This is a genomic window from Embleya sp. NPDC059213 (assembly GCF_042754445.1).
Taxonomy (GTDB): domain Bacteria; phylum Actinomycetota; class Actinomycetes; order Streptomycetales; family Streptomycetaceae; genus Embleya.
Genome location: NZ_JBHZAV010000012.1, coordinates 17,261 through 40,922, shown reverse-complemented (window position 1 = coordinate 40,922; position 23,662 = coordinate 17,261). Strand labels below are relative to the sequence as shown.

The window sequence follows — 23,662 nt, the reverse complement described above, 5'->3', positions numbered from 1 at the left end:
GCCGTCGAGGACGCGACGGACAGCGGTGGCGCGGTGGTGGTCGCGGCCCCCGCCCCGACGAGGAGCACCACGCGACGTACCGCCGCCTCGAACCCCCGCTCCCAGGCCCGCCGGACCCCGTACCGGCACCGATCAACCGCACCCTCGCCCCCTGAACACCAACACGAACGCCCTTCGGGCTCGAACGCCTCGAAGGCATCCCCACCCCGTTCACGGGACCGCTGCCCGGCGGGGTCCGGACCGGAACGCGACCCCGGCGGGGCCGGGGAACCCGGTCACCCCGCGGCCGGTGGCGTCGACGGCGAGGATGAGGTTGCCCATCGCGTACCGGGGGTCGCCGGCGCCCGTGTCGATGTCGGTCTGCACGGGCGTCGGCGAGGTCGGCGGCTCGGGTCACAGGCAGGTGGCGAGGGTGGCCAGGGTGGTGGTGACGGTCGCGGCGAGGGTGACGGTGGTGGTGAACGCGGCGGCGCCGTAGGCGAGGGCCCGGGGGCGGGGGGTTCCGGCGAGGCGGGCGAGTTCGGCGGCGGCTGAGGCGGCGAGCAGGCTCACGACGGCCACCAGGGCGGTGCCGGTGAGGACGAGGGCGAGGATCATGACGGACTCCGGTGTCGTCGGGCGGTGTTGACGACTCCGACGGTGGGTGAAACCGCGTACGGCGGTGTCCGCTCCGGTCGATGATGGTCACCGTCGGACACCGCGACGCGACCTCGGGGGCCATGGACCGGGACGGGGACGGGGATCGCGCGGCCGCTGCGGCGGCCGAGCTGCACCGCCGGTTGCAGGACGCGCTCGCCCGTTCGCGCAGGACCAAGACGCAACTCGCGGGCCTGGCGGGCCTGGCCCGCAGCACGGTCAACGAGGCGCTGCGGCCCGGGGTCGTGCCGTCGGCGGAGACCGTCGCCGCGCTCGCCCGCGCACTCGGCGAGGACGCGCCCGCGCTTCTCGACCTGCGCCGCCGCGCCGCCGTACCGACCGCGCGGCACGACACGGGACCGGGGCGGCCGATCGGGGCGTGGCACCCCCACGACCTGGAGGTCCATCCCGCCGGCGTCGTGCCCGACGCGGACGCGCCCGGGCGCGACGGCGGAACGCTGCCCGGATACGTCGGACGCGCCCACGACCGCGCCTTGGCAGAGACGGTGGCCGCGGCCGCGTCCGGACGCGGCGCGATGGTGGTGTTGGTCGGGTCGTCGTCGACGGGCAAGACCCGGGCGTGCTGGGAGGCGGTGCAGCCGCCGGCCGACGCGGGGTGGCGGTTGTGGCATCCGTGGGATCCGACCCGGGCCGAGGCGGCGCCGGCGGATCTGGTCCGGGTGGGGCCGGAGACGGTGGTGTGGTTGAACGAGGCCCAGCACTACCTCGGCGACCCCCGGGTCGGCGAGCGGGTCGTCGCCGCGCTGCACACCCTGCTCACCGATCCGCGCCGCGCCCCGGTCCTGGTGCTGGGCACGCTGTGGCCGGAGTACGCCCGCGCCTTACACTCGCCTCCCGCCCCCCGGCGGCCCGGACCCGCACAGCCGCGTGCGCGAACTCCTGGCCGGGCGGACCCTCGCCGTTCCCGACACCTTCGACACCGACGCCCTGCGCACGGCCGCCGCCCTGGCCGCAGGCGGCGACCGGCACCTGGCCGACACCCTCACCCGAGCCGGCGACAGCGGCCGGATCACCCAGCACCTGGCCGGCGCCCCGGAACTGTTGCGCCGCTACCACGAGGGCACCGAACCCGAGAAGGCGCTGCTGCGCGCGGCGATGGACGCCCGACGCCTGGGACACCCTCGACGACTGGGCCCAGACGGCACTCGACGAACTCTCCCGCCCGGGCCACGGCACCCACGCACCCCTGCGCCGCACCGGCCGCCCCCGACGACGCCCCACGGGCGACCCGGCGGCGAGAGGGCCGGTGTATCGGCTCGCCGACCACCTCGAACAGCACGGCCGTGCGGAACGCCGCCGGGTGTGCCCGCCCGCCTCCTTCTGGGAGATCGCCGCCGACATCGCCACACCGGACGAACTCGTCCACCTCGTCGACGGGGCGACCAGTCGCGGACGCGACCGTCACGCCGTACTGCTCGCCCGACGCGTTCGCGACACCTTCGCGCTGCGGGACCTCGCGTGGATGCGGGAGCGGGCCGGGGATCGGCAGGGCGCGGAACGCCTGTATCGGCAGGCCCTCGACGCAGGCGACACCGTCGCGCTGGGGGCCTCGCGCGGGTGCGGGAGGAGGCCGGGGATCGCGAGGGCGCGGAACGCCTGTATCGGCGGGCCGCCGACGCCGGCGACACCGCTGTGCTCCGGGACCTCGTGCGGATGCGGGAGCGGGTCGGGGATCGGCAGGGCGCGGAAGACCTGGCCCGGCGGGCCGCCGACACCGCCGTGCTGCGGGACCTCGCACTGAGGTGGGAGGACGCCGGGGACCGGGAAGGCGCGGAGCACCTGCTCCGACGCGCCGCCGACGCCGCCGTGTTGCGGGACCTCGTGCGGATGCGGGAGCGGGTCGGGGATCGGCAGGGCGCGGAAGACCTGGCCCGGCAGGCCGTCGACGCCGGCGACATCGCCGCGCTGGGGCATCTGGCTCGTGTCGTGGCCTCGGACCGGCAGCCCGAGAGCGAGATCCTGCGGTATGGATGGGAGCCCGACGGCAGCGTCTCCGCGCCCTGGTAGGCGTCCGCGCCCACGGCGACCTTGGGCTTGCCGGCCGGCCCGGTCCCCGACGGCGACCCCTCCCACGTCGCCCCGAACGCGCTGCCCGGCGAAGCCCGCGGCAACCTCCTGCGCGCCCACGCCGACGACCGCCCCCACCCCGTACACCTGGCGACCTGTCCTGCCGACGCGCCGGACGTGAACGTGCATGCCGCCGCGACCGCCGCTCTGTGGGGCGCCCGAACGTGTCCCGCCGATGTCGTGCGCCGGTTGGAGAGGCTGATCGACGGTGATCGGCACTACGAGGGATCGATGTCCTGGGCCGGTTCGGGCGCACCCGCGCGGGGCCGTGCCGCTGGGTATGCGAGTCACGCCGCACGACGGCCACGAAGGCCCCGGGTCCACGCCGCGGCGGCGCTGTGAGGGGTCGGAGGGGAGGCCGAGGGCGCCCTCGTCGTGGAGGCGCTGTCGGCCGTCCGGGAGAAGGAAGACGCGACCTCGGTCCGTGTCCCGGCCTGCTCGAACCGGATGGGATCGGCCGCCGCGCCGGTGCTGCCTCGCATCCGGGCGGAGCTCGCGCCGTGCCGCCGCAGCGGTCGCCATCGCAGCCTCGTCGACGACCGGCAGCGCACGTGCCCTGATGTCCTGACGCGCGCTTCCCGGCCGCACCGATCGCACGGTCGAGTGGGCGGAACCGGGCTCGGGTATCGGGCCGGCGTCCGGGGTATGGCAGCGCTTTGCGCGCTTTCCACGACGCGCGACCGGGTGGAGCGCCCCGCCCGGACCACGAAGATCGTCGCCGCGATGTCGGTCGACGAGAACACCGTCGGGCTCATCGCCCGTCTGTGGTCGAAGGCGGGCGTCGGGCTATGCCTTCTGTCCGAATCTGGCCGGTGCGTACTCGGTTTGGCGGCCGCGGAAGGAGTGGCCGAGGTGGTTTTGGAGTCGGATGTGGCGGAACTGGTAGACGGCTCCGGCCTGGCGGAGTACGCCTCGCCGGTAGGCGTCGTCGAGGAAGGCGGTGGTGTCCCAGGGCAGTTTGCCGGTCAGGGGCAGCCAGACGCGGGTCAGGATCACCCACTGGCCCCAGGCGGTGAACAGGAACGCGTACAGGATCGAGCCGGCGAGGCCGCCGACGCCTGCGATGAACAGCGCGTCCGACAGTCCCCACCCCAACGGTCCGAGTAACGGCTGGAGCAGGCGGGTGATCACGCGCCCGCCCAGGGCGATCACGAGGGTGAGCATGGGTGCGAGGACGAGGACCTGCCGGCTCACCGTCGCGCGGTTCGAGGCCAGCAGGGTTACCGGGGTTGCCGCGGAGGTGATGTCCAGGGGTGCTTCGAGCACGGCCATGAGCCCGAAGACGAGCCCGCCGCCGGTTCCGAAGATCAGGCCGAAGACGAGCATGTTGCTGAGTGTGCTCTCGAGGACCGCGCCGTCCGTGAGTTGCCGGCCTCGGTAGAGCGTGGTCTCCAGGGCGAGGACCCAGGCGGTCCCGGAGCCCAGGACGCATCCGCCCAGCAGGACGAGGGCGAAGCGTGCGCTGAACGTGCGGAGCGGTCTTCGGCCGAGGTCGTCGCCGGTGCCGGGCAGGCGTGGCCGTACCCGGGCCGGCTCGAAGACCCCGCCGTCGAATACGATCATGGTCGTGTACAGCGTTCCGCCGGCGATGCCGGCGGTCGACCCGGTCAGGGTCGCCTTGAGGAGGATCCGGCCGAATGTCCTGTCGTGGACGAGGAGATCGGCAACGCATTCGGCCACGGCGGCGCACAGCGTGCAAAAGACCACGACGATCATGACGCGGGTCGAGCGCCGCAGCGATTCCCCGATCTGCCACCATGCAAGGTCCTGGCGGTCGAGGCGGTCCATGTGGTGGGCGAGGTAGCCGAGCCAGCGTTCGGCGTGCTTCGGGCCCCAGTTCCGTTGCCGGCGCGGGCGATCGGCGACGGCTCGCTCGGGGACGCGCCGCCGGTAGACGGTCGGCACGAAGCCCGCCAGCAGGTGGTCCTCAAGGGAGTGCCCCGAGGGGAACCGCTCGGTGTCCAGGAGTTCCGCCGGATCGCGGTCGGGTGATTCGCTGTACATCGTTCGCGCCAGGGTGACCATCAACGGAGTGCTCAGGACCTCGGCAAGGCGCACGCTCGCCTCGGTCTTCTCCCGAACGTGCAGCTGCGCCAGGACGAAATCCCACACCGCCTCGGTCCGGCCTCGGCCGTTGCCGCGGGCGATCGGCCGAGCGGTCCTGGGCAGGTAGGCCAGGAGGTCCTCGCGGGTGAGGTCGGCGAGTTCGATGCCGGCGGCCCAGACCAGCGGCGCGCGTACCGCTTGGACCGCCTCGGTGAACTCGCTGGCCCGACTGGTCAGGACGAGCGGGAGCGAGGTGTCGTTGAGCGTCTCGAGCGCGGCGCACCGCAGGCCTTCGGCGATCTCGTCGAACCCGTCCAGGACCGGCAGTACGAGGTCGGCGTCGACCAGTGCGGCGGCGAGCGTCGATCCGCCGGGGGCCCTGCGGGTCAGGTGCGGATGGTCGCGCACCAGCCGATCGATCAGCCAGTCCCGCAAGGCGACGGCCGTCGGGTCCCAGGACCCGAGGCTGAAGATCACCGGTACCCGATCGAGCGGGGCCGCGGTTTTCAGGTAGTCCAGCACGAACCTGATCGTCAGAATCGACTTGCCCGAGCCGGCCCGGCCCAGCACCACCAGTCGTCCGGAGGAGATGCGCCGGTAGACCTCGGCCACGCTCCGCACATCACCGCTCAGGTCCGTGGCGTGCGACGTCACCCCCGGGGCAAGGCGCTGAATGTTCTCCGCATGGTCGGTCAGGAGCTCGGGTGCCTCCTGCCAGCGCACCGGCAGCGGAAACGGATCGTGCACCCGCCGGTGCTCCTCCTCGCGTTGCCAACGACGCCTGACCTCCTGCGCCAACTCTTCGGCGGCCGCGCCGAGTACACCGTCGATCGGCGGCGCCGCGCGGGCCGGCACGAAAAGCGGTACGACGGATGGCGCGGGCGGCCCACCGACCGGCTCGAGCCCACCGGCGACCCGCTCGGGTGGCACGGTGACCGGCCCCGGTGACGCGGGAGCCGGCTCGGTCTGCATCCGCGCCAGCGTGGCCGCGAGCAGTCGACGGTCCTCGGGGCCGACCTCCAGCGCATCCGCCAACAGGTCCAGCGTCCCCAGCCGATGATCCCTGGACCTGCCGGTCTCCAGCCTGCGGATGGTGCGCACACTCACCCCGGACCGCTCCGCGGCCTGTTCCTGCGTCATCCCCGCCTGTGTTCGTAATCGGCGCAGCAGCGTGCCGAGTTCGTCCGTCACTTCGACACTCCTCCACCACCGAGCGCGGTCGCCGGCGAGCCTACCGTGACGACCGGCCATATGTGGCCGGTGCGATGACCTGTCCCCTGAGCAGCGCGAACGCCACGATCGGAAGTGCCCGGTGGTCACGCCGACACAGCCCGTGGGGCCGCGAACGGCGGGCGCCACGGCCGATCGACAACGAGGTCGTCCGGGCCGCCCGACCGACCGGGGGTACCTCGCAGAGCCCTGCCGACACTCCCGCGCGGCAGTGCGTCGAGGCCGAACACCCCCGCTCGCACGCTTGTTCCGATGACAGACGAGGAGCCGAGATGGCGTACCGCTACTGGTGCGGCGAGTGCGGTTTCAAGACGTCCTGGCTCACCGAGTCCCAGGGCGCGCAGCAGCAGATCGAGCACTACGCCCACAGGCACCCCGGAATTGTCCCCGGTGGCCAGGTGGAGGCCAACGGGAAAAACCCGAACGGCATGGGATGCGCTCAGGTGGTGGGACTCGTCGTCCTGCTGCTGTTCCTCGTGGCCGTGTTCAACCGCTAGCGGGACCCCTTCGTTCGCGCCCGGCCGGCGGGCCGGCCCGTTCGTTCGCGGCCACGATCCTGCCCGCCCGGCGATCCACAGGCGGTCGAAGGACCGAACTTTCGACTGCCCAGACGACATCGGAGTGAAACAGATTGAACATTCTCGACGTTCCCTCGGTCCACATCCCGACAGATACGGCGTGCCCGAGTGTCCGCGGCGCGACCGGACGGCCCACGCCGGCGTCCAGGCGTCGGCGATGGTCGTTGCCGGTCGCCTTCGTGGCCTGCCTCGTCCTCGTCGGTGCCGGCCCGGCCGACGCCACCGTCCAGACCCCGGGTGACATCCTGCAGGCCGGCGCCCGACAGGGCGTCACCAACGGATACCCCGGCGCGATCGGCATGGTTCGCCACGACGACACCGCCCGGTACGTGCAGGCCGGTGTCGGCGATCGTTCCACCAACACGCCCGCCGACCCGAAGGCGCGATTCCGGATCGGCAGCAACACCAAGGCCTTCACTTCCGCCGTACTGCTGCAACTCGAGGGCGAGCAGCGACTGTCCCTCGACGACAACGTCGCCCGGTGGCTGCCGGGAGCGGTCGACGCCAACGGCTACGACGGGGCGAGGATCACCATCCGTCAACTGCTCAACCACACCTCGGGCCTGCCCGAATACGCGGACACTCTGCACGTCTCCGGCCCCTACGTCGTCAACCTCGACCCGCGGCAGACCTGGGCACCCCAGACGCTGGTGGACATCGCACTGTCGCGGCGCGCGCCGAACTCCGCACCGGGCGAGAAGTTCGCCTACGCCAACACCAACTACGTGCTGGCGGGCATGGTGATCAAGGCCGTCACCGGCACCGACGCGGCCACCCAGATCCGGCAGCGCATCATCGAACCGCTCGGCCTGCACGACACCGACTTCCCCACCGCCGACCCCGCGCTGTACGGCAACCACCTTCACGGATACCTCCACCCGCTGGTCGGTTTCCTCACCTTCGACGTCACGGTCTCCAACGTGCAGGTCTACGCCGGTGCCGGTGCCATGGTGTCGACCCTGGACGACCTGGCCACATTCACCCGGGCACTGCTGGCCGGACGACTCCTGGCGCCCGCGCAACTGGCCGAACTCAAGACCACCGTGCCCGTGAACAGCTCCGGCACCGTCACCTACGGGCTGGGCATTCAGCACCTGCAACTGCCCTGCGGACAGTGGGCCTGGGGACACAACGGCGCGGTACTCGGCTACTTCAGCAACTGGCTGACCAGCGACGACGGCAGCAAGCAGGTGACGCAAGCGAACAACGAGCACCACATGGCCGGCAACACTCGGGGCCAACTCGACACCGCCAAGGCCGCATCGGACGCCTTCTGCGCGCTCTAGGGCGCGCATCACCCTGCCCCCGGCCCACCCGTTCTCCGAAAGGACACCCGATGGAAGTACTGCCGACCTGGCGAAGGCACGCGAAAAGGGCAACCGTCGTTGCTGCGGCCACGGCGCTCGCCTTGCTCACGATGCCGCCCGCGCCTGCCGCGGAGCCCGTCCCTCCGACCTTGTCCGACAGCTTCGGCCTGACCCGGGTCGGCGCCCCCGAAGTGCACACCGGCACCGACTTCACGATCACCGTGACCACCCCACAGGTGTCCGGCCCGCACAAGATCCGTATCCTCCTCCCCGGCGGCTACGCGGCCGACCCCGGCAAACGATGGCCCGTGGCGTACTTCCTGCACGGCGGGGGCGGCACCGTGAACGACGCCGCAGCCGCTCCCGCGCTGCACTCGGATTCGATGATCACGGTGGTGCCGGACGGCGGCCTCAAGGGCTGGTACGCCGACTGGGTCATGCAGCACACCGTCGTGGGCGCGGCGAACTGGGAGACGTTCCACCTCACACAGCTCGTCCCCTTCATCGACGCCAATCTGCGCACCATCGCCGACCGGGCCCACCGAGCGGTCGTCGGCCTGTCGATGGGTGGTTCCGGCGCACTGCACTACGCCCAGACCCGTCCAGACCTCTTCGGCCATGTCGCTTCCCTGTCCGGCGGCGTCGACTTCGGCATGACGGAGATCCGCGGAGCAGTCGTGGCCACGGAACTCAACCTCACCGGGGCGTGGTGCGCCGTGAGTACCTCCAGCCCGGCGGGCACCGGCAAGTGCACCAGGTACGGGCCCACCGTGGACAGCGACGCGGTCTTCGGTTCCCCCTATCCGATCTTCAACGCGGATCGCATCTGGAAGGCGGTCGACCCGGCCGCCCCGACCAACCTGGCCAAGCTCGCCGGAGCCGAGATCACGCTCTACAGCGGCAACCAGCTGCCCATCGATCACTTCACCGCGATCGCCGCCGGCACCGTCAAGGCCCGCCTGGACCGACTCGGAATCCCCAGCCGCCTCGTCGACTACGGCAACGGATCGACGCTGGCACCCACCTGCAACGGCGGCCACAACTACGGCTGCTGGGCCCCAGCACTCGCCGACTACATCACCCGCCTCGAAATCTTGTTCACCGCCACGAATTGACCCCCGGTCGCGTGCCGGCCGGGCACCACCCGCCCGTCACGCGACCCGCCCCCAAACGAGGACCACATGACCTCCGGCCAATCGGTGCCCGCTCGGCTGACGACGGCGACCGCGGTTGTCACCGCCTACATCGCGCTGCACTTGACGATCACCGCAGGAATGGACCTGCGAGCCCACCGGGACCTCGGCTCGTCCGGCTCGGTCGCGCTGTGGTGGGCGGTGGCCGCCGGGGTGTTCGTCGTGCCGGCGCTGCGGCTGCAGCGTCGTCGCCCGACGAGCACCGCGGAACTCGTCGAGTTGGTCGACCGGTTCGCCCCACGACAGCCACGGTGGCGGCGACCGACGTTCCTGGCGGCCGGCGGAGCCGGGTACGCCCTGTTCGCGGCGGGTTGCTTCGTCGCGAACACGGCCCAGCGACAGGGCTACACGATGCCTGTGATGACCCAAGTGCTCCTACTGCCAACCGGGTTGGCCGCGCTCGGGGCCGGCTTCCTGATACTGCGCTACTCCCGCCCGCGCTCGGCGCGCGACGCGGCCCGCGCCCTGCTGGCCGACGGCCGCGCACCCGTGCTCTACCTGCGCAGCTTCGCCGCCGACCACGCTTCGGCACAGGTCGACGACATGGCGCCCCTCAATATTCATTCGCGAGAGGAACAACTCGCGAGTGTGTTGGGTGCCTTCGGCCCCGTGATCGCGGTGGGCAGGCCCGGGGAACCGCTGCCGCAGCTGGGGGCGGCGCGGTTCTACCTACCTCTCGACGACTGGCAACCGACGATCCTGCGCCTGATGGAACTGTCCCGGCTCATCGTGTTGCGTGTGGGCGTGGGCGAGGGGCTGTGGTGGGAGCTCGACCAGGCCCTCGCCACCCAACCGGCCCGCAAACTGCTCCTGTTGACGTCGGACCGGTTGGCAGACGTGGCCGAACTCCTGGACGAGCGCCTGCCGGTGCCGCCTCGGCTGGAGGAGCTGTGCTCGGACGGCCCCTGGATTTCCGCCGCCATCACGTTCGGCCCCGGGTGGGTGCCGCACGTATGCCCGGTGGAGCCTGCTCCCGGCACCACGACCCCGCGACGCGGTCTCGTGGGCCGTGCCGGCCGGGCCCTGGCGTCCTTGTCGGGGCTCTCGCCCGCACGTCGCGCGGCCCGTGTCATGAAGGCCGCACTGGCGTACGTGGGAGTTCGCAAACGATTCGTCGTCACACGGGCCGACGGCGGCATGTTGGTCACGCTGGGCAAAGGGACCCTGGTGCTTGCCGCCCTGGCCCTGCCGTACCGGGCGCTGCAACTCGCCGGCGTCTGGTAGCTCCCTGCGGCCGGGGCCGAACCGTGAGCCCCAATCCACTTCGAAGATCAGACTCTCTTGGGGGATCCATGGACACTTCACAACAGGGCACGCCCGCCGGCCGGACGGGCGCGGAACGGCGCAGGTCGCCGGCCGGTCCGGCCGACGTCGCGACGATACTGATCCTGTTGGTGCTCGCGCGTGAGGTACTGGTCTCGGCACACAACTGGCGCGAATACTTCGTCGTCCACGACTACCTGGCCGGGACGGCGACGGACGAGGACCTCGAGGCCGTCGACTCCGGTGCCCTGGCGACGGCGGCGTCGTCATTCTCGTTGATGTTCCTGGTGGGCGCGGCGGCCGGCGTGGCATTCGTTGCCTGGCTGTGGCGGGCGCGGGTCAACGCCGAATCGACGAGCGGTGCCGACGCGCATCGCCGGACCCGCATTTGGGTGATCGCTTCCTGGTTCACCCCGGTGATCAACCTGTGGTACCCGCACCAGATCGTGTCGGACGTTTGGCGGACCAGCGCCCCCCGACGGCCTGTTCCCCTGGCCCTCGTCAACGTCTGGTGGGCGTCGTTCCTGCTCGCCGGCCTCGTAAGGCCGATCCAATGGCGAACGGCCTCGGAGGAGGAGATGAACACCGAGCACGACGTGCTGGTCAACGCGAACGTGAGCACCCTCCTCACGGGGCTCTTCCTGGTGGCCGGCGTGCTGATCATCGTCATCATCAGGCGGATCACCGCATGGCAGACCCGAACGGTTTGAGCGGAGAACCATCCCCAGGGGCCCGGAAGCCCCCCACCCCTGCCCTGTCGTTCCCAGGAGCGCGAACCGACGGAAGCGACCCGAGGACTTACCGCGCTGCACCACGTTTGGCGAGCCGGATCCGGCGAACCGCAGCTGTCGACCCTGTAATCCTCCGATCCACTTCCGGTGCCCGAGCCACCTGCCCACCATCCGACGGCTTGCAGGACACCAGGAGCGGGCCGACCGACGGCGCACGCGCCGAATGCTGTCGGTCGCCCCGTTCCGGAACCTCGTGAACGTCCGAACACCGAGCCGGACACCCGGCACGTGGTCGCCCCTGCCCACCTGCCGGCATTCCCGCCCTCCCGTCCGAAGCACTCACGCCGGGAGGCGGGACGGAACGATGGCGGGCCCGACAGAGCCGGGACTTCCCGCTGAACCGCCTCATCACCTTCACCCCGATTGGCGAGCTATGGCCGGCATGGACGACGCGCTCTGGAACGATCATGTGAGCCCGGCGGACTACTCGTCCGCGAAGGACCAGTACCAGGGCGCGATCCTGGAGCAGTACAAACTGTGCGTCGAGATGGCCGACCGGGTCAGCTCCCGACGAAATCTCACCAACACCTTCTTCCTGGCGCTCAACACCACGGTCGTCGCCGGCCTCGTCACTGGGGGCAAGGAGACTTGGCGTGGTTCCTCGGTGTGGGTCCTGACGGCAGGGCTGATGATTCTGCTGACGCAGTGCCTGACCTGGTTCGTCATCATGCGCTCCTATCGTCAGCTCAACGGCGTCAAATACGCGGTGATCGGGGCGCTGGAACGCAGGCTGCCGGCCTTTGCGTATTCAGACGCGGAATGGGGCGCTCTGGGTGAGGGCCGCGAATGGCGCCGGTACCTGCCGCTCACCCGCGTGGAACAGTGGGTTCCCCTCATGTTCGGCGCCGCCTACGCCGTGGGCTTCCTCGCCGCCGTGCTCTGAGCGAGCGCGCAGGTTGCCCCGTCCCTCCGAGCAGACGCGGTGGGACACGGGTCGCTCAGCGGGAACAGGCGTACCGGTGAGATGTGATCCGAACGGTCGCAGCAACCGGCCACATGGAGCCGGCCGAGGGCACGGACACTCTCCTGGAAAACGCGCTGCGAAGGCCGCTCCACGAACCGGCGGAGGACTCGAAGCGGCGCCGCCGGCACGCGGCGAGCACGGCCGCCCCCGGCGCCGCCCCGACCTCGTTCTCGCCGACCGCGGCTAACGACCACGACAAGTACCGCCGCCTTGTTCGGGACCTCGGCGTGAAGCGCGTGATCGCACGACGTGGCACCGAGCATGGCTCCGGGCCAGGCACCCAACGCCGGGTCGTCGAGCGCGCCTTCGCCCACCCGCACTGGTTCCGCCGCCTGCGGATCCGCTGGGAGATCCGCGACGACATCCACGAAGCCTTCCGCACCCTCGGATGCGCCCTGATCTGCCGGCGGCGTCTTGCCACGGCACTGCAGGGGCCGGTCCCTGCACCAGAAGATCGTTGAAGCACTGGAGCGAGTCAGTGCACGCGATCCCCGCACTCCGCCGGAAACAACAGGGCACCTGGCGGCAGTTCGCCCGGATCCCGGGCGATCACCCGCAGGCATGCTTCGTGAGAGCCTTCCTCGGGCGGGTATTCGAGGGTGAGTTCGCTCAGCACGGTAATGGCGCCGGCGAGATGCATTTCCGCCGCATGCACGCCGCCGGGGAGACAGCCGGCCAAGATGCCGAAGGCCGCCGTGTCACCGCCGTCGGCCACGCACTCGCGGATCTCGAAGCGCCAGTGCGTGCCCGCGTCGGCCGGCAACGACCGGCCCCTCTTGCCCAGCCCGACAAGGAAATCGGTGCGGGCTCGCAGATGGTGGGCGATGGCACAGCAGATGGGGACCGCGGTGCCGTCGGCAGCCACTACCCGCGTGTACCCGGCATGCGGATAGCACGACAGGGCCTCGTCAAGCAGCCCCAACGCGGTGTCCCTTGCCCTCGGATGACCCTGCTGGGCGATGTCCAGAAGCAGTGGAGCCGCAACCACGGCCGCTGGGAACACGGCGGCACTGTGACCATGAACAATCCCACCGTTGGCGAGGCACGAGCCGGCCCCCGCCGCCTGTACCAGGTTCGTTGCCTCGGCCAGGTCATGTAGACCACGGACGGCACGATCCGGGTCATACCAGTTGAGAGGGCCCGGTATGGAAGCCCAGTCCACCGCGTCGATCTCATCCAGCACGGCAGCATCCTCGCACGCAGTCGCTACCCACCGTGCGGCTCCAACGAGGCTTGAAGGTCATTCCGTTGGTGGTTCCAAGTCGTTTCCGAGGGGGCGTCGTCTCCGGGACCCGGCTGTGGTGATCGACTGCTGTGGTTGATCGACCTGCTGTGTGCTGTGGTTGATCGACCTGCTGTGGTTGATCGACTTCGCACGCGCGCAAGGCCCGGCCAAGCACACCGGTCTCCCGGCCGCGCAGGCTCTCCCGAAGGCCGTGCTTCGGCCTGCTGCCGATTCGGCCGGGCCCGCCGATTCCAATGGTCAGTCGTCTTCGTCCTCGGCGCGGTCACCCTCGGCCTGCGACGTCTCGTAGGCGTGGGCGGTCTGCTCCGATGTGGCGTCTTCGTCGGACGGGCGCATGTCGCTTCCCCGTACCATCGCGCGCGGGGGCGAGTGCATTCCGTGGTGGTCGTCGTGAAGCCGGTGCTCGCCGCGCACCTCGGTGTCAGGCATGAAAACCTCCTGCGGCCCACCCGTGCCCGGCGGCGCCGGGCACGGTGCCGCTACTCCTCCAGTGTCCCTCTTGCGCGGGTCGCCCGCCCCGTGCGCGGCGCGTAACCGGCTGCCACGCCCTGCGCAATACCGACCCGGGCTTCGGGGTGAACGCGGTGGGACCTTCGGCTGGCAACCCACCACCGATGAGACGCGTATTCGGTACGTCATTCATGCCGCACATCCACGACGACGGCACCGCCGGCCGGCACCGGCACGACGAGCCCTTCGGCACGGTGGGCCGGTGACGCGTTGGGTTCGTGCTTCCGGGACGAGGAGGCCGTCCGTTTCCACTTCGAGCCGGCCACCGATGGGAACGTGGTCCCGCACGTCGAGTCCGGGACGTAGTCGGCAAGGGACAGGTACCCCGCGTATGGCTGTGCCCGGCGACCGCGTAGCCGCGCTCTCCTCCGAAGTACGACTCCTGGTCGAACCGGACTTCCCGGCACGGGCCCGCTACCCCCGCACCGGACCGGACGCCTGCTCGCGATCGACGACACCGGACGCGTCGAGTTCGCCGAGACGACCGACACCCGGTAGAAGCCGCGGCCTCCCGCAGATCGCGGCATGAAGGTTCGCTGGGCTGCCCGCATGCCCTCGGCACGAGCCGTTCGGCGTGATCGCCACCGTGGCCGAAGCGGAACCCGACAGGTCGTGGCACAACCGGGAGCGCCGGAGGGACGGTGAAGTCCCGGATGCGCAGCGGCCTTCGACGTCCGGCGAGAGTGCTCGCCGACGAACCCGAAACGGACACGGAGGCCCGGCGACGACCAACGGCTCCGAGGCGGCGCACGCCGACGTGGCCGCGCTGCTCGGAGCCCGGGTGCCCGAAAAGCGCGTCCCGGGGCCGGACTTGCGGCCCCGAGCCCCGCACGCGGCGCCGCCGGCACGGGCTCCCGCGCCGCGCGTGGCCGACCACGCGGAGTGCTTCGCGGCGGTCTTTGCGCCGGACCCCCGGTGGACGCGCTGTGCGCGGACGCCGCAAGCTTCACCCGACCCACGATCGGCGACACGGCCGGCCACGGCTGGAACCTCGCGGACCTGCCGGCACACCTGATCGCGACCGATGCCGTGGTGAGCGGCCCGTTGGGCGCTCGGGCGGCGTTGCCGGGCGGGGCAGGGACGCCGGGGACGCCGGATCCGAGACGCTCGGGGAGAAGGAGCTCGCGCCGCTCGTGGGCCTCGGCGACCCGGACGGCACCCTCACCGTCGAGGTGGCGACCCGGCTGGAGGGCCTGTCCATGGCCCGGGTGCGGGCGATCCGGCGCGACCGGGCCCACGGCACCCCGGACGCGGCGGGCGAGGCCGCACGCGGAGGCGAACGAGTGACCGCGCCCGGCGTCTGCCCGACCCGCGTCCGGGCGTTCGCCGACCGAGCGTTCGAGACGTGGATCCACACGGGCGACCCGGCCCGCCGCCACCACCTGTCGAACGCGGATCCGACGCGCATGGACCAGCTCCCGGCCTACCCGGTGCCGGTCCCGCGGCACGCGCTGGACGCCGACGGCCCGCCCGTCCGTCCGACCCTGACGGCAAAGGGACTGCGGCGCAGGGCAGTTGCCGGACCGACGGCCGGAGGACGGACAAGAGCAGGGTCGGAGCCAGGGGCGTGAGCCGGTCGCGGAGATCGTTACCGACCCGGTCGAACCCTGTCCGCCGATGAGCGGTCGCCGCACCCTCGAAACGCCACACGTCCAGACGCCGGGCGACCCGAACGCCGCAGGAGCCGTAACGCCGCAGGAGCCGTACCGCGCACGACCGCCTCGTTCGTCCGGCTGTAGGTGATTGACCGGATTTGGAGTTCCGGTCGGCCCGCTCCCACACGAACATGGCATGCGCGAGCTCTGTCCACCGGCGCCGGGCTCACTGCTCGTCGCCTGACGATCGGGGGTCACTTGACCACATCGATGCACGAGACAGCGCAAACCGAAGAAGCCGCACGGGCGATCTCACCCTCGCGCTGTAACCGCTACGCGTGGACGCCCGAGGTGCACGAGCTCTACGGCGATCCCGAAGCGATCCTGGCCAAGATGGACACCTTGGACATGGACCTGTCGAGCCGCCGGATCTTCGCCCTCCTCGTGGAGAGCGAAGGGGCCGCCGACGTCCGCTTGTTCGAGCGGACCGGAACGGACGAGTACACGATCTCGACCTGGACCGGCGAAGCTCTCGACGGGCTCGGCGGACGGATCGCCGACACGATTCTGGCCAACCGGGGAGTCCACTGCGTCGGCGAGCAGACGCGCGCCGTCCTCGCCCCGCTCGGCCTCACCGAACACGCCGGCGTACCGGCCCCGGCCAACCCCAGGGCCGCCTTCGCACACACCGTGCGCGGCCACGGCACGGGGACGTTCACCCGCGCCACGTGCGCGCTGCTCTGCTGAAAGCGCCCACGAAATGCCGGCGACAGCCGGACGACGACGACCGCCCCCGGAGCGTCGGAGGCGGTCGTCGCATGCGGCCGAGACGCGGGAGCGACGGTGCGAGGGGCGAGTGGTGTGAGAGGCGTATGGCATGTGGAGCGAATGGGATGAGGGAGCGACGAGGCGAGTTCGTCGGCCTGTGGACGGCCTACGCCCTGAGCAACCTGGCGGACGGCCTGGTCGTGATCACACTCCCGCTGATCGCGCTCACCCTGACGTCCGAACCCGGGCTGGTGGCCGGGGTGACCTGGGCACAGACCATGCCCTACGTGCTGTGCACGCTTGCCGTCGGCGTCCTCGTCGACCGGGTCGAGCGCGGCCGACTGGTCCGCGTCGCACACCTGTTGCGGGTCGCCGCCCTGGGCCTGCTGGCCCTCGCCCTGGCCGGCGACGTGGCCCCACTCGCGATGATCTACACGATGGCCTTCCTGCTCGGGACCGCCGAACTCGTGGGCGACCTCGCCAGTTCGGCGATGCTGCCCGCCGTGGTACCGAAGGATCGCCTGGGCGCCGCCAACTCCCGTATGGAAAGCACCCGTTCGGCGCTCAACGAGTTCGTGGGCCCGCCCCTCGGCGGCCTGCTGGTCGCGGCCGGCACGGTGACCGCCGTGCTGGGAACGGCGGGTGTGTACCTGGCCGCGGCGGGGGCACTGCTGCTGGTCCGGGGCCGATACGCCCCACGGCCGGCCATTCCCCGCCCGGCCACCCCTCGGCCGCAGCCGAGCCCACCCGATCGGGCCTCGTGGCGCGCCGAGCTCACCGAAGGGCTGACGTTCCTGCGCCGCCACCCGCTGCTCCGGAACCTGGCCGTGATGGTCTGCGTGATGGCCGGAGCGTGGAGCGCGTGGAGCGCGGTCCTCGTGCTGTACGCGGTCGCCCCCGGGCCGATGGGCCTGAGCGGCGCCGAATACGGCCTGCTCCTGACCACGCTCGCGCTCGGCGGCGTCCTCGGCTCGCTTGCCGCCGGTTGGGTGCAGCGAACCCTGGGAGCACGCGACACGCTGGTCGTCGACGTGATCACAAGCGTGCTCATGCTCGGCGCCCCGGCACTCACCGACCGGGTGTGGATCATCGGCATCACCACGTTCGTGGGCGGGTTCGGCAGCGGCCTGTGGAACGTGACGGTGGTGACCCTGCGGCACCGACTGATCCCGGACGAACTGCTGGGCCGAGTGTCGAGCGCGGCCCGCCTGATCGGATGGGGCGGCATGCCGGTGGGCGCCGTCCTGGCCGGCGTCCTGGCCCAGACCTCCGGCCCGCGCGTGGTCTTCGCCCTCGCGGCGGCGGTGTGCGCCTTGCTGTTCCTCCCGTTCGTGCGGGTGATCCGGGAGGACACGATTCGCGCTGCGGTCGAAGCCGTTGTCGAGGGCGGGACGGATGGTGCGGTGCGTGGTGACATGGATGGCGCCGGCGCGCGCGAACTCCCCCACGACGTCCCGCCCCAGGACCAGGACCGGCCCGAGCAGGCGCCGCCCGTCGACCCGCCGACCACCATCGACATGCCCGGCCTGCTCGCCGAACACCTGTGGAACACCTCGGACGACGCGATCCGCGACGCGCTGAACGCGGCATGGAACATCCGCTGCGGACACGGCTATTCGCTACGAGTCACCGCCCCGATCACCCTCCACCGGGCCGCACTCCGGCAATGCGCCGCACTCCTCGGGGACGGATCCACAGCGGCCGTCCGCAAGGCACACCGCACGTACGCCGACCGGATCGCGGCGGCCGAACAGCCGTCCTGACGGGCACATGATCGTGCAGAAGCACCGAAGTTGTCCCCAGTCGGGCAGTCCGAGCTGGGGATCGGTGCTTCACAAAGCAAGCTTGTCGTCACCGAGGAAACAAGCCTCTTGTCACTGCCGGCGGCTTTGCATCGGTGTCGTCACCCACCCACCCACCCACCCACCCACCCACCCACCCACCCACCCACCGCCCGGCCCGGCCTCGTCGACCTCGCGCGGGCACGATTCAACTGCCTGTGACCGATGGGTCAAGGGGCGCGCCGCCGTCGAATCGGAAGCCCAACGCCTGCGTGAGGTCGAAGACCAGGGCCTCGGCCAGTGGATCGCCCTCTGCCACCAGAGCGGCTCTCAACGCCGACGGGTCCGGCCGGAGGCCGGCCTCCCGGGCCCACAGGCAGGCCTGTCGGAATACGGTGTCCGCATCGCCGATCCACTTCTCGGGAAAGCCGTAGTCGCGCGCCATCACGGGGGACAAGGCACATTGCCAGAACAGGCCGCTCGGACCGGCGGCTTGAACAGTCACGAAGTCGCTGTGGAGCACGTGCGCAACGAGAACCGGGGCTTGCGTCTCGCTCACGATCGAAGACCGGGGATCTCCCCCGAGCGAAGCCTGCAGGATCTGCCAAGCCCCGTCTCGCGCCCACCATTCGGGCACGCAGCCCGACCCTTGCATCGATGCCAGATCCGTCAGCGGTCGATCGGCCCGCGCCACGATGAAAGTACCCGAGAATCCCACAGCCGGGACCATAGTTCGGACCGCCGACATGCGTTCCGGTTCCGGCGCCGGGACGTCCTCTTCGACGATGGCGTGGTCGGGCATGAGGTCGGCGACGGCCGTACCTATCGCGCCGCGGCCGGCGCCGTGGCCGCGCGCGAGCCGTACAGCAACGCGAAGCCGTCTGGCGAACCGGGGTGATGGGGCACACCCACGCCCGGGGCGCCGAGACACCGGCGTCCCGAAAGGGACCGTCGCCTCTCGTGTGCGTCGTGCCCACCACCGTTTCGTGCCGATACCGGCCGCTCCGGTGATCAACCGGGCGGGAAACGCGATGATCGCCGTCGGCGCCGCGCGGACGTCACCGGAGCGAGTGCCGCCGGGTGTCACTCCCGAGGCTTCGGGCGTTGAACGGCCATGGACGACGCGGAGGACACGACGGCGGCGTAGAAGGCGAAGATGAGGACGCGGGGCGGCTGGGATCGTCCACAACCGGTTCAAGCGCGGGCTGATCGGGCACGGACGCGGCGGCCATCGCGGGGTACGGGCGAACCAATGGACGGTGGACACGGCGCTGGGGCGTCCAGGACGCGAACGCGCTGATCTTGCCGGAGGAACCGGCCGTGCAGCTCCTGCACGGGAACCCGGACGCCGACGCGGCCGGCCGGTGACGAACCGAGGTTGTCACCGGCCGATCGGCGGCTCCGCGCTGTGGGTGATCGCGCCTCTCGGATCGCCCGCCGGGCCCGGCGCGGGCGCAGGGGTGGGCGCCGCCGCCGGGGGCGTCAGGAGCCGGTCGTGCCGTCGAGCAGTTCGCGCAGGATGTCCAAGTGGCCGTTGTGGCGGGCCGTCTCCTCGGTGAGGTGGTGCAGGATCCAGCGCAGGTCGACGTGGACGCCGTTGCGGACGGCTCGCCGGGCCTGCTCGTCCAGGCTGTTCCCGGCGACCAGTTCGCGGTAGCGGGCGCTCTGTCCGGCGTATTCGTCGAGCAACTGCGCGAGCGGGAAGTCGACGGCGATACGCATCTCGCGGTCGGGGTCCTCCTCGGTCCACGGGCCCCGGTCCTCCTCGCCGAGGAAGACCACCTGGAACCAGTAGTACTCGACCCAGCGAAGGTGGTTGATCAGTCCGCTCATGGTCGTCAGCGGGGAACCCGGCAGCAGCGCCCTACGTGCGTTCTCCTCGGAGACGCCGTCGCACTTGGCGCGGGCGGTGCCGCGTACGTAGTCGAGAAACGTGGTGAGCTGAGTGCGTTCGTCCCACGCGGGAGGTGTGTCGTTGATTCTTGTCATCACGCGAAGCATCCCCGATCACCACGACCGGTGTCGCGGCATTTAATGACGGTCCCGGCTGGTACGCCACCCCCACCGTCGCCTACGCCCGGGACTTTGAATCTTGACTGCGTGACCTGGGTTTCCAGTCCTACTGGACTTTGTCCGGCCTGTGGCCTGTGGCTTTGCGGAATCCCGGACGGATGTTCGGTTCCGCTGGGAAATCCCGTGGACGGAGGAGGACGGGGTCGCCTCAAGGATGCCGATCTCGATGTGATGCGGCCGGCGTGCGATCGCGGCGTCGGTCAGCCCGTCGACCGCAGCGAGAACGATCCGCGCCGGCAGAACCTGTCGGACTTGCGCGGTCATGGATGCCACCAGAAGCCGCAGGCGGGCACGCCCCGACTCGGCAAGGTTCACCACAACCGGCCGTTGGGATCGCCTTGATTGCGCGGGGGCGCGACATGCTCCTGGCGGCTTGGGGGTCTGTGTGGGCTGTGCGAGGACTGCGAGGCGCGCGGAGTCGTGTGCGCGGCCCGGCAGTTGGTGCGGCTCGCCGCCGGTGCGGGACGCGAGGCCCGGCAGCAGTGGTGGCGAGCGACATGTCGCGGCGCCGGATCAGGTGGTTGCCGCCGGTGCCTTGCCCGTCACGGCGTCCTTCTGGGCGCCGGCGGGTGGTCCTGCCTTGCGGAGGGGCGTTTCGATGACGTACAGCGCCGCGATGAACGCGGCCGCGCACAGGATCGCCGCGGTGAGGAAGATCTGGTGGGTGGCGCTGGTGATCGCGTTCAGGTAGGCGTCCTTGGCCCCGGCGGGCAGGTGAGCCGGTGCGTGCGCGTCGCTCTCGGTGCCGTCGGTGCCGGGCACGTGGGGCTGGACGGCGCGGGTGAACAGGGAACCGTAGACCGCGACGCCGAGGGATCCGCCCAGGGTGCGGAAGAGGGTGACCGAGCTCATGGCGGCGCCCATGTCGCGCAGGGCGACGCTGTTTTGGGCGATGGTACCGGCCATCTGCTGGGTGAGTCCGAGCCCGAGACCGACGAGAACCATGTACGTGCAGGTCTGGATTCGGGACGTGCCGGTCCCCATGGTCGCGAGCAGCCCCAGGCCGACGGTGAGGAGGGCGGCGCCCAGGACCGGGAAGACCTTGTACTTGCCGGTGGCGGACATGACCTTGCCCGCGATGGTGGAGACGACCACGACGGGGATCATCAGGGGCAGCATCAACTACGTGCTGGCCGGCGCGCACCTCTCCCAGGATGCGGAAATGGCACAGTTCCTCGAACTCATCCGCTCAACCCCGGCATTGAGCGAGTACGCCCACCGCATGTGGATGCGGCACGAGAGTGCGCTCACCCAGGCCATCGCCGAGGCAAGCGGCGCACCACAAGGAAATCCCACCTGCCGGGCACTGGCCCACTTCGCCCTCGAGACCACCGCCCTCGCCCGCGCGAGCGACGATCCACGAACGGCCGTCGAGAGCGCCTTCGAGCTCCTGGAACACGGCTGGAACACCACCAGGCCAAACGTCTGAGACCAGCAGCGCATCCACGTCCGCGGACAACACGAGAACAGTTCGATCAACCCCTCAGCGAACTTCTGCGGGTGTGATTTCGCAGTGGTGGTTGGTGTGTGGGTGGTGGTGTGGGCTGGGGTGTTGCTGCAGGTTGGATGAGAACGTTTCGGCGCCGTCCAGGCCGGGGTTGTGTGGTCTGGCCTGGGATTATTGCGGTTTCGTCGAGAACACCCGGGTGTGTTGCACATGGCCTGTGCGTTTAAAGGCCCGGGCCGTGTTTGTGCAGGTCACAGGGCTTTGCATGGTTGCAGGGCCAGGGTGTGTCTACCGCCGGGGTGTGCGGGACCCGGTGGTGGTGCCGGGGTGGTGCGGGGTTTCGGCGTGGTGGTCGAGGCGGATCCGGTCGAGGCCGGTTGGTGATGTGTTCGGTGCCGTCCACGATCGCGGTGATGGCGGCTTGGCGGATCAGGCGGGAGGGGGCTGCCGATTCGGCCGGCGGTGCGTTGGCGGAGGTAGGCGGCGAGGCGGGGGAGTGCCCCGGCCCGGTGCGTGTTTCGGGTCCAGGGCGGCTTCCACTCCGGTGATCATCTTTGAACCGTTGGCATGTGCCGAGCCGTGCCGGGAACGCGCCGCACTCGACCAACGAGGCCCGTCCGGCGACCTGCGCCCCCCGTACCCCACCGAACAACGGTGTGGCGGTCCTGGGGAACACCGCGTTGGTGACCGAGTGGGACGACGGCGGCCACGACGGCCCCGCGCCGGACCTGGTGGCGTCATCGTCGGCGTCGATGCCTTCCGCGGTCGCCGACATGCTCCCGGACCTCGACATCCGCGGCGGGGATCGTGTCCTGGACATTGGTCGATGCGGATCCCGCGTTCGCCGACCGCCTGCCACCGCACCGGCAGCAACTCGAGGTAGTCGCTGCCGCTCACCGGACCACCCGCGCCGCAGTTCCCCGACATTGCGGACCGCCCTGCCGCGCCGGGTTCCGCCAGGGCGGACCGACTCCGAGGCGATCGCCCACACCCCGCGCTGCCCCGAGTCCCCGCCCAAGGCACGGTCGATGCGGATCAGCCCGCCGGATCACACGGATCCGACGCAGACCACACATCCGTCACGTCCAGCGCATGTCGAGCGCGTCGAGCACCGCGATCCGCTCGGCCGACAGCTTCGCCCGCCTGCTCCTGGTGGTGGTGATCCACACCCTCGACCCGACGTCCTCGGGCCATCCGTCGAACGCCACCACCGACTCGACATGCCTGCACGGTACTTCCCGGTGCCCGACCCGGGCCCGGTATGCCGCCGCCGCGCTCACCGCGATCGCCCACGCCTGCTCGCGCGTCGCTTCGGCCGAGGCCCGTCCGGCACGGACACCACCGCCCCGGCCTCGGCCGCCGCGTCGACCATCGCGGGCGCAGTCGACCCGGGCGCCACCCCAGCTGCTCGCGCTGCGCCGCGTTCGGCCCGTCCCACCCGGACCGCCGCCGAGGCACCCACCGCCCGATCGACGTCCCGCGACGCACCACGTCCGGACCCACGTCGTCCAGCCGGGCCCGTCGCCGCGTTCGGCCGGGTACTCGGCCGTGTGGGTCGGATGCCGCCGCCACGCCACCGGCCGATGCGTCGGATGCCACGGCTCACCCTCGACCAGGGCGCCGGCGCCGCGCTGCGTCCGGCGGGAAGCTCGCCCCGCCGGTCCTGGACACGCCTGTTGGCGAGCCGGCTCCCGATGCTCGGCCACACCACCCGACCACCGCCGGGCGCCTGCAAGTAACCAGCCGAACGACCAACCCCGCACCGCGAACCGCGCGCCCCGACCGTCCCGGGCCACGGGGCGCTTCGGCATGCCCACACCCCCAGAACACACACCCCGGAACTCCACCGGCCACCGCTCGAACCCGCATACCGGCGCGAATACACCCGGAAATGCCAAGATCCCGCCCGGCTTCGACGGTCGAAACGGGATCTCGTCGATTGATCTCAGGCCGTTCCAAGAACGGCCCTGTCGCTGTCCGGTGTGGTAATCGGTCCGACGTGCTGCGCCGTGGTGAGCGCTGTCGAGGTCCGCGATCTTCATGCCGGAACGGCAAGATCCCGTGCCAGGTCGTGGTGGGCCTGGCAAGACTGAGCGCGTTCCGACGGCGGCCGGACGCCGACCTCACCATCGTCTCCAGGACAGGA

General features: G+C 71.0%; 19 protein-coding genes and 1 pseudogene. 12 read left to right on the top strand and 8 right to left on the bottom strand.

The genetic code is table 11. The features are described 5' to 3' along the window. Positions 1–393 precede the first annotated feature (393 nt). Positions 394–597 carry a hypothetical protein gene (locus ACFXMF_RS07240; RefSeq protein WP_379990164.1) on the bottom strand — a complete coding sequence of 68 codons (204 nt, stop codon included), beginning with the start codon at positions 595–597 and terminating at the stop codon, positions 394–396. 1,617 nt (positions 598–2,214) lie between these two features. On the opposite strand from ACFXMF_RS07240, the gene ACFXMF_RS07235 reads away from it, so the two are divergent. After that, complete coding sequence (locus ACFXMF_RS07235; RefSeq protein ID WP_379990165.1) at positions 2,215–2,664, top strand: hypothetical protein; 450 nt, start codon at positions 2,215–2,217, stop codon at positions 2,662–2,664. Positions 2,665–3,510: 846 nt separating this feature from the next. On the opposite strand, the gene ACFXMF_RS07230 is transcribed toward ACFXMF_RS07235, so the two are convergent. Next, complete coding sequence (locus ACFXMF_RS07230) at positions 3,511–5,961, bottom strand: helix-turn-helix domain-containing protein (RefSeq protein WP_379990166.1); 2,451 nt, start codon at positions 5,959–5,961, stop codon at positions 3,511–3,513. 311 nt (positions 5,962–6,272) lie between these two features. On the opposite strand from ACFXMF_RS07230, the gene ACFXMF_RS07225 reads away from it, so the two are divergent. From ACFXMF_RS07225 to ACFXMF_RS07195, 7 genes and pseudogenes are all read left to right on the top strand, one after another. Beyond that, positions 6,273–6,497 carry a hypothetical protein gene (locus ACFXMF_RS07225; RefSeq protein WP_360314976.1) on the top strand — a complete coding sequence of 75 codons (225 nt, stop codon included), beginning with the start codon at positions 6,273–6,275 and terminating at the stop codon, positions 6,495–6,497. A gap of 260 nt (positions 6,498–6,757) precedes the next feature. Beyond that, positions 6,758–7,864 carry a serine hydrolase domain-containing protein gene (locus tag ACFXMF_RS07220; RefSeq protein ID WP_379990168.1) on the top strand — a complete coding sequence of 369 codons (1,107 nt, stop codon included), beginning with the start codon at positions 6,758–6,760 and terminating at the stop codon, positions 7,862–7,864. Positions 7,865–8,034: 170 nt separating this feature from the next. Further along, positions 8,035–9,000 carry an alpha/beta hydrolase-fold protein gene (locus ACFXMF_RS07215; RefSeq protein ID WP_360314972.1) on the top strand — a complete coding sequence of 322 codons (966 nt, stop codon included), beginning with the start codon at positions 8,035–8,037 and terminating at the stop codon, positions 8,998–9,000. A 66-nt stretch (positions 9,001–9,066) separates the two neighbouring features. Then, positions 9,067–10,302 (top strand): transferase, encoded by a 1,236-nt coding sequence (locus ACFXMF_RS07210; protein WP_380017664.1) that lies wholly within the window; start codon positions 9,067–9,069, stop codon positions 10,300–10,302. Positions 10,303–10,370: 68 nt separating this feature from the next. Then, a complete protein-coding gene (locus tag ACFXMF_RS07205; protein ID WP_379989073.1) occupies positions 10,371–11,051 on the top strand; it encodes a DUF4328 domain-containing protein in 681 nt (226 codons plus the stop codon). 463 nt (positions 11,052–11,514) lie between these two features. Next, on the top strand, positions 11,515–12,015 hold the full coding sequence (locus ACFXMF_RS07200) for a hypothetical protein (protein ID WP_379989074.1): 501 nt from the start codon (positions 11,515–11,517) through the stop codon (positions 12,013–12,015). Positions 12,016–12,202: 187 nt separating this feature from the next. Next, positions 12,203–12,557 (top strand): annotated as a pseudogene (locus ACFXMF_RS07195) (IS5/IS1182 family transposase); the annotation flags it as partial. A gap of 14 nt (positions 12,558–12,571) precedes the next feature. Here the strand turns inward: ACFXMF_RS07195 and ACFXMF_RS07190 are convergent. Both ACFXMF_RS07190 and ACFXMF_RS07185 read right to left on the bottom strand, forming a co-directional pair. Further along, a complete protein-coding gene (locus ACFXMF_RS07190; RefSeq protein ID WP_379989075.1) occupies positions 12,572–13,279 on the bottom strand; it encodes a hypothetical protein in 708 nt (235 codons plus the stop codon). 300 nt (positions 13,280–13,579) lie between these two features. Continuing rightward, positions 13,580–13,771, bottom strand: coding sequence for a hypothetical protein (locus ACFXMF_RS07185; RefSeq protein WP_360314960.1), 192 nt, complete (start codon positions 13,769–13,771; stop codon positions 13,580–13,582). Between the two features lie 1,214 nt (positions 13,772–14,985). Here ACFXMF_RS07185 and ACFXMF_RS07180 point away from each other — a divergent pair. The 3 genes from ACFXMF_RS07180 (at position 14,986) to ACFXMF_RS07170 (ending at position 17,978) form a co-directional block, all read left to right on the top strand. After that, positions 14,986–15,423 carry a hypothetical protein gene (locus ACFXMF_RS07180; protein ID WP_379989077.1) on the top strand — a complete coding sequence of 146 codons (438 nt, stop codon included), beginning with the start codon at positions 14,986–14,988 and terminating at the stop codon, positions 15,421–15,423. Positions 15,424–15,798: 375 nt separating this feature from the next. Then, on the top strand, positions 15,799–16,194 hold the full coding sequence (locus tag ACFXMF_RS07175) for a hypothetical protein (protein ID WP_360314956.1): 396 nt from the start codon (positions 15,799–15,801) through the stop codon (positions 16,192–16,194). Positions 16,195–16,340: 146 nt separating this feature from the next. Beyond that, the gene (locus ACFXMF_RS07170; RefSeq protein ID WP_379989079.1) at positions 16,341–17,978 is read left to right on the top strand and encodes an MFS transporter; all 1,638 of its coding nucleotides are present in this window, start codon (positions 16,341–16,343) and stop codon (positions 17,976–17,978) included. A gap of 226 nt (positions 17,979–18,204) precedes the next feature. Here ACFXMF_RS07170 and ACFXMF_RS07165 read toward each other — a convergent pair whose 3' ends face one another. From ACFXMF_RS07165 to ACFXMF_RS07155, 3 genes are all read right to left on the bottom strand, one after another. Further along, positions 18,205–18,798: a hypothetical protein gene (locus ACFXMF_RS07165; RefSeq protein WP_379989080.1), complete on the bottom strand. Its 594-nt coding sequence runs from the start codon at positions 18,796–18,798 to the stop codon at positions 18,205–18,207. A gap of 680 nt (positions 18,799–19,478) precedes the next feature. Continuing rightward, entirely contained in the window at positions 19,479–19,985 is a 507-nt protein-coding gene (locus ACFXMF_RS07160) for a DinB family protein (protein ID WP_360314948.1), read from the bottom strand. A 597-nt stretch (positions 19,986–20,582) separates the two neighbouring features. Continuing rightward, positions 20,583–21,176 (bottom strand): hypothetical protein, encoded by a 594-nt coding sequence (locus ACFXMF_RS07155; protein WP_379989081.1) that lies wholly within the window; start codon positions 21,174–21,176, stop codon positions 20,583–20,585. Here ACFXMF_RS07155 and ACFXMF_RS07150 point away from each other — a divergent pair. After that, positions 21,148–21,498 (top strand): hypothetical protein, encoded by a 351-nt coding sequence (locus tag ACFXMF_RS07150; RefSeq protein WP_379989082.1) that lies wholly within the window; start codon positions 21,148–21,150, stop codon positions 21,496–21,498. The two genes, ACFXMF_RS07155 and ACFXMF_RS07150, sit on opposite strands and share 29 nt — an antisense overlap. 1,097 nt (positions 21,499–22,595) lie before the next feature. On the opposite strand, the gene ACFXMF_RS07145 is transcribed toward ACFXMF_RS07150, so the two are convergent. Continuing rightward, on the bottom strand, positions 22,596–23,327 hold the full coding sequence (locus ACFXMF_RS07145; protein WP_380020557.1) for a Helicase associated domain protein: 732 nt from the start codon (positions 23,325–23,327) through the stop codon (positions 22,596–22,598). Positions 23,328–23,662 lie beyond the last annotated feature (335 nt).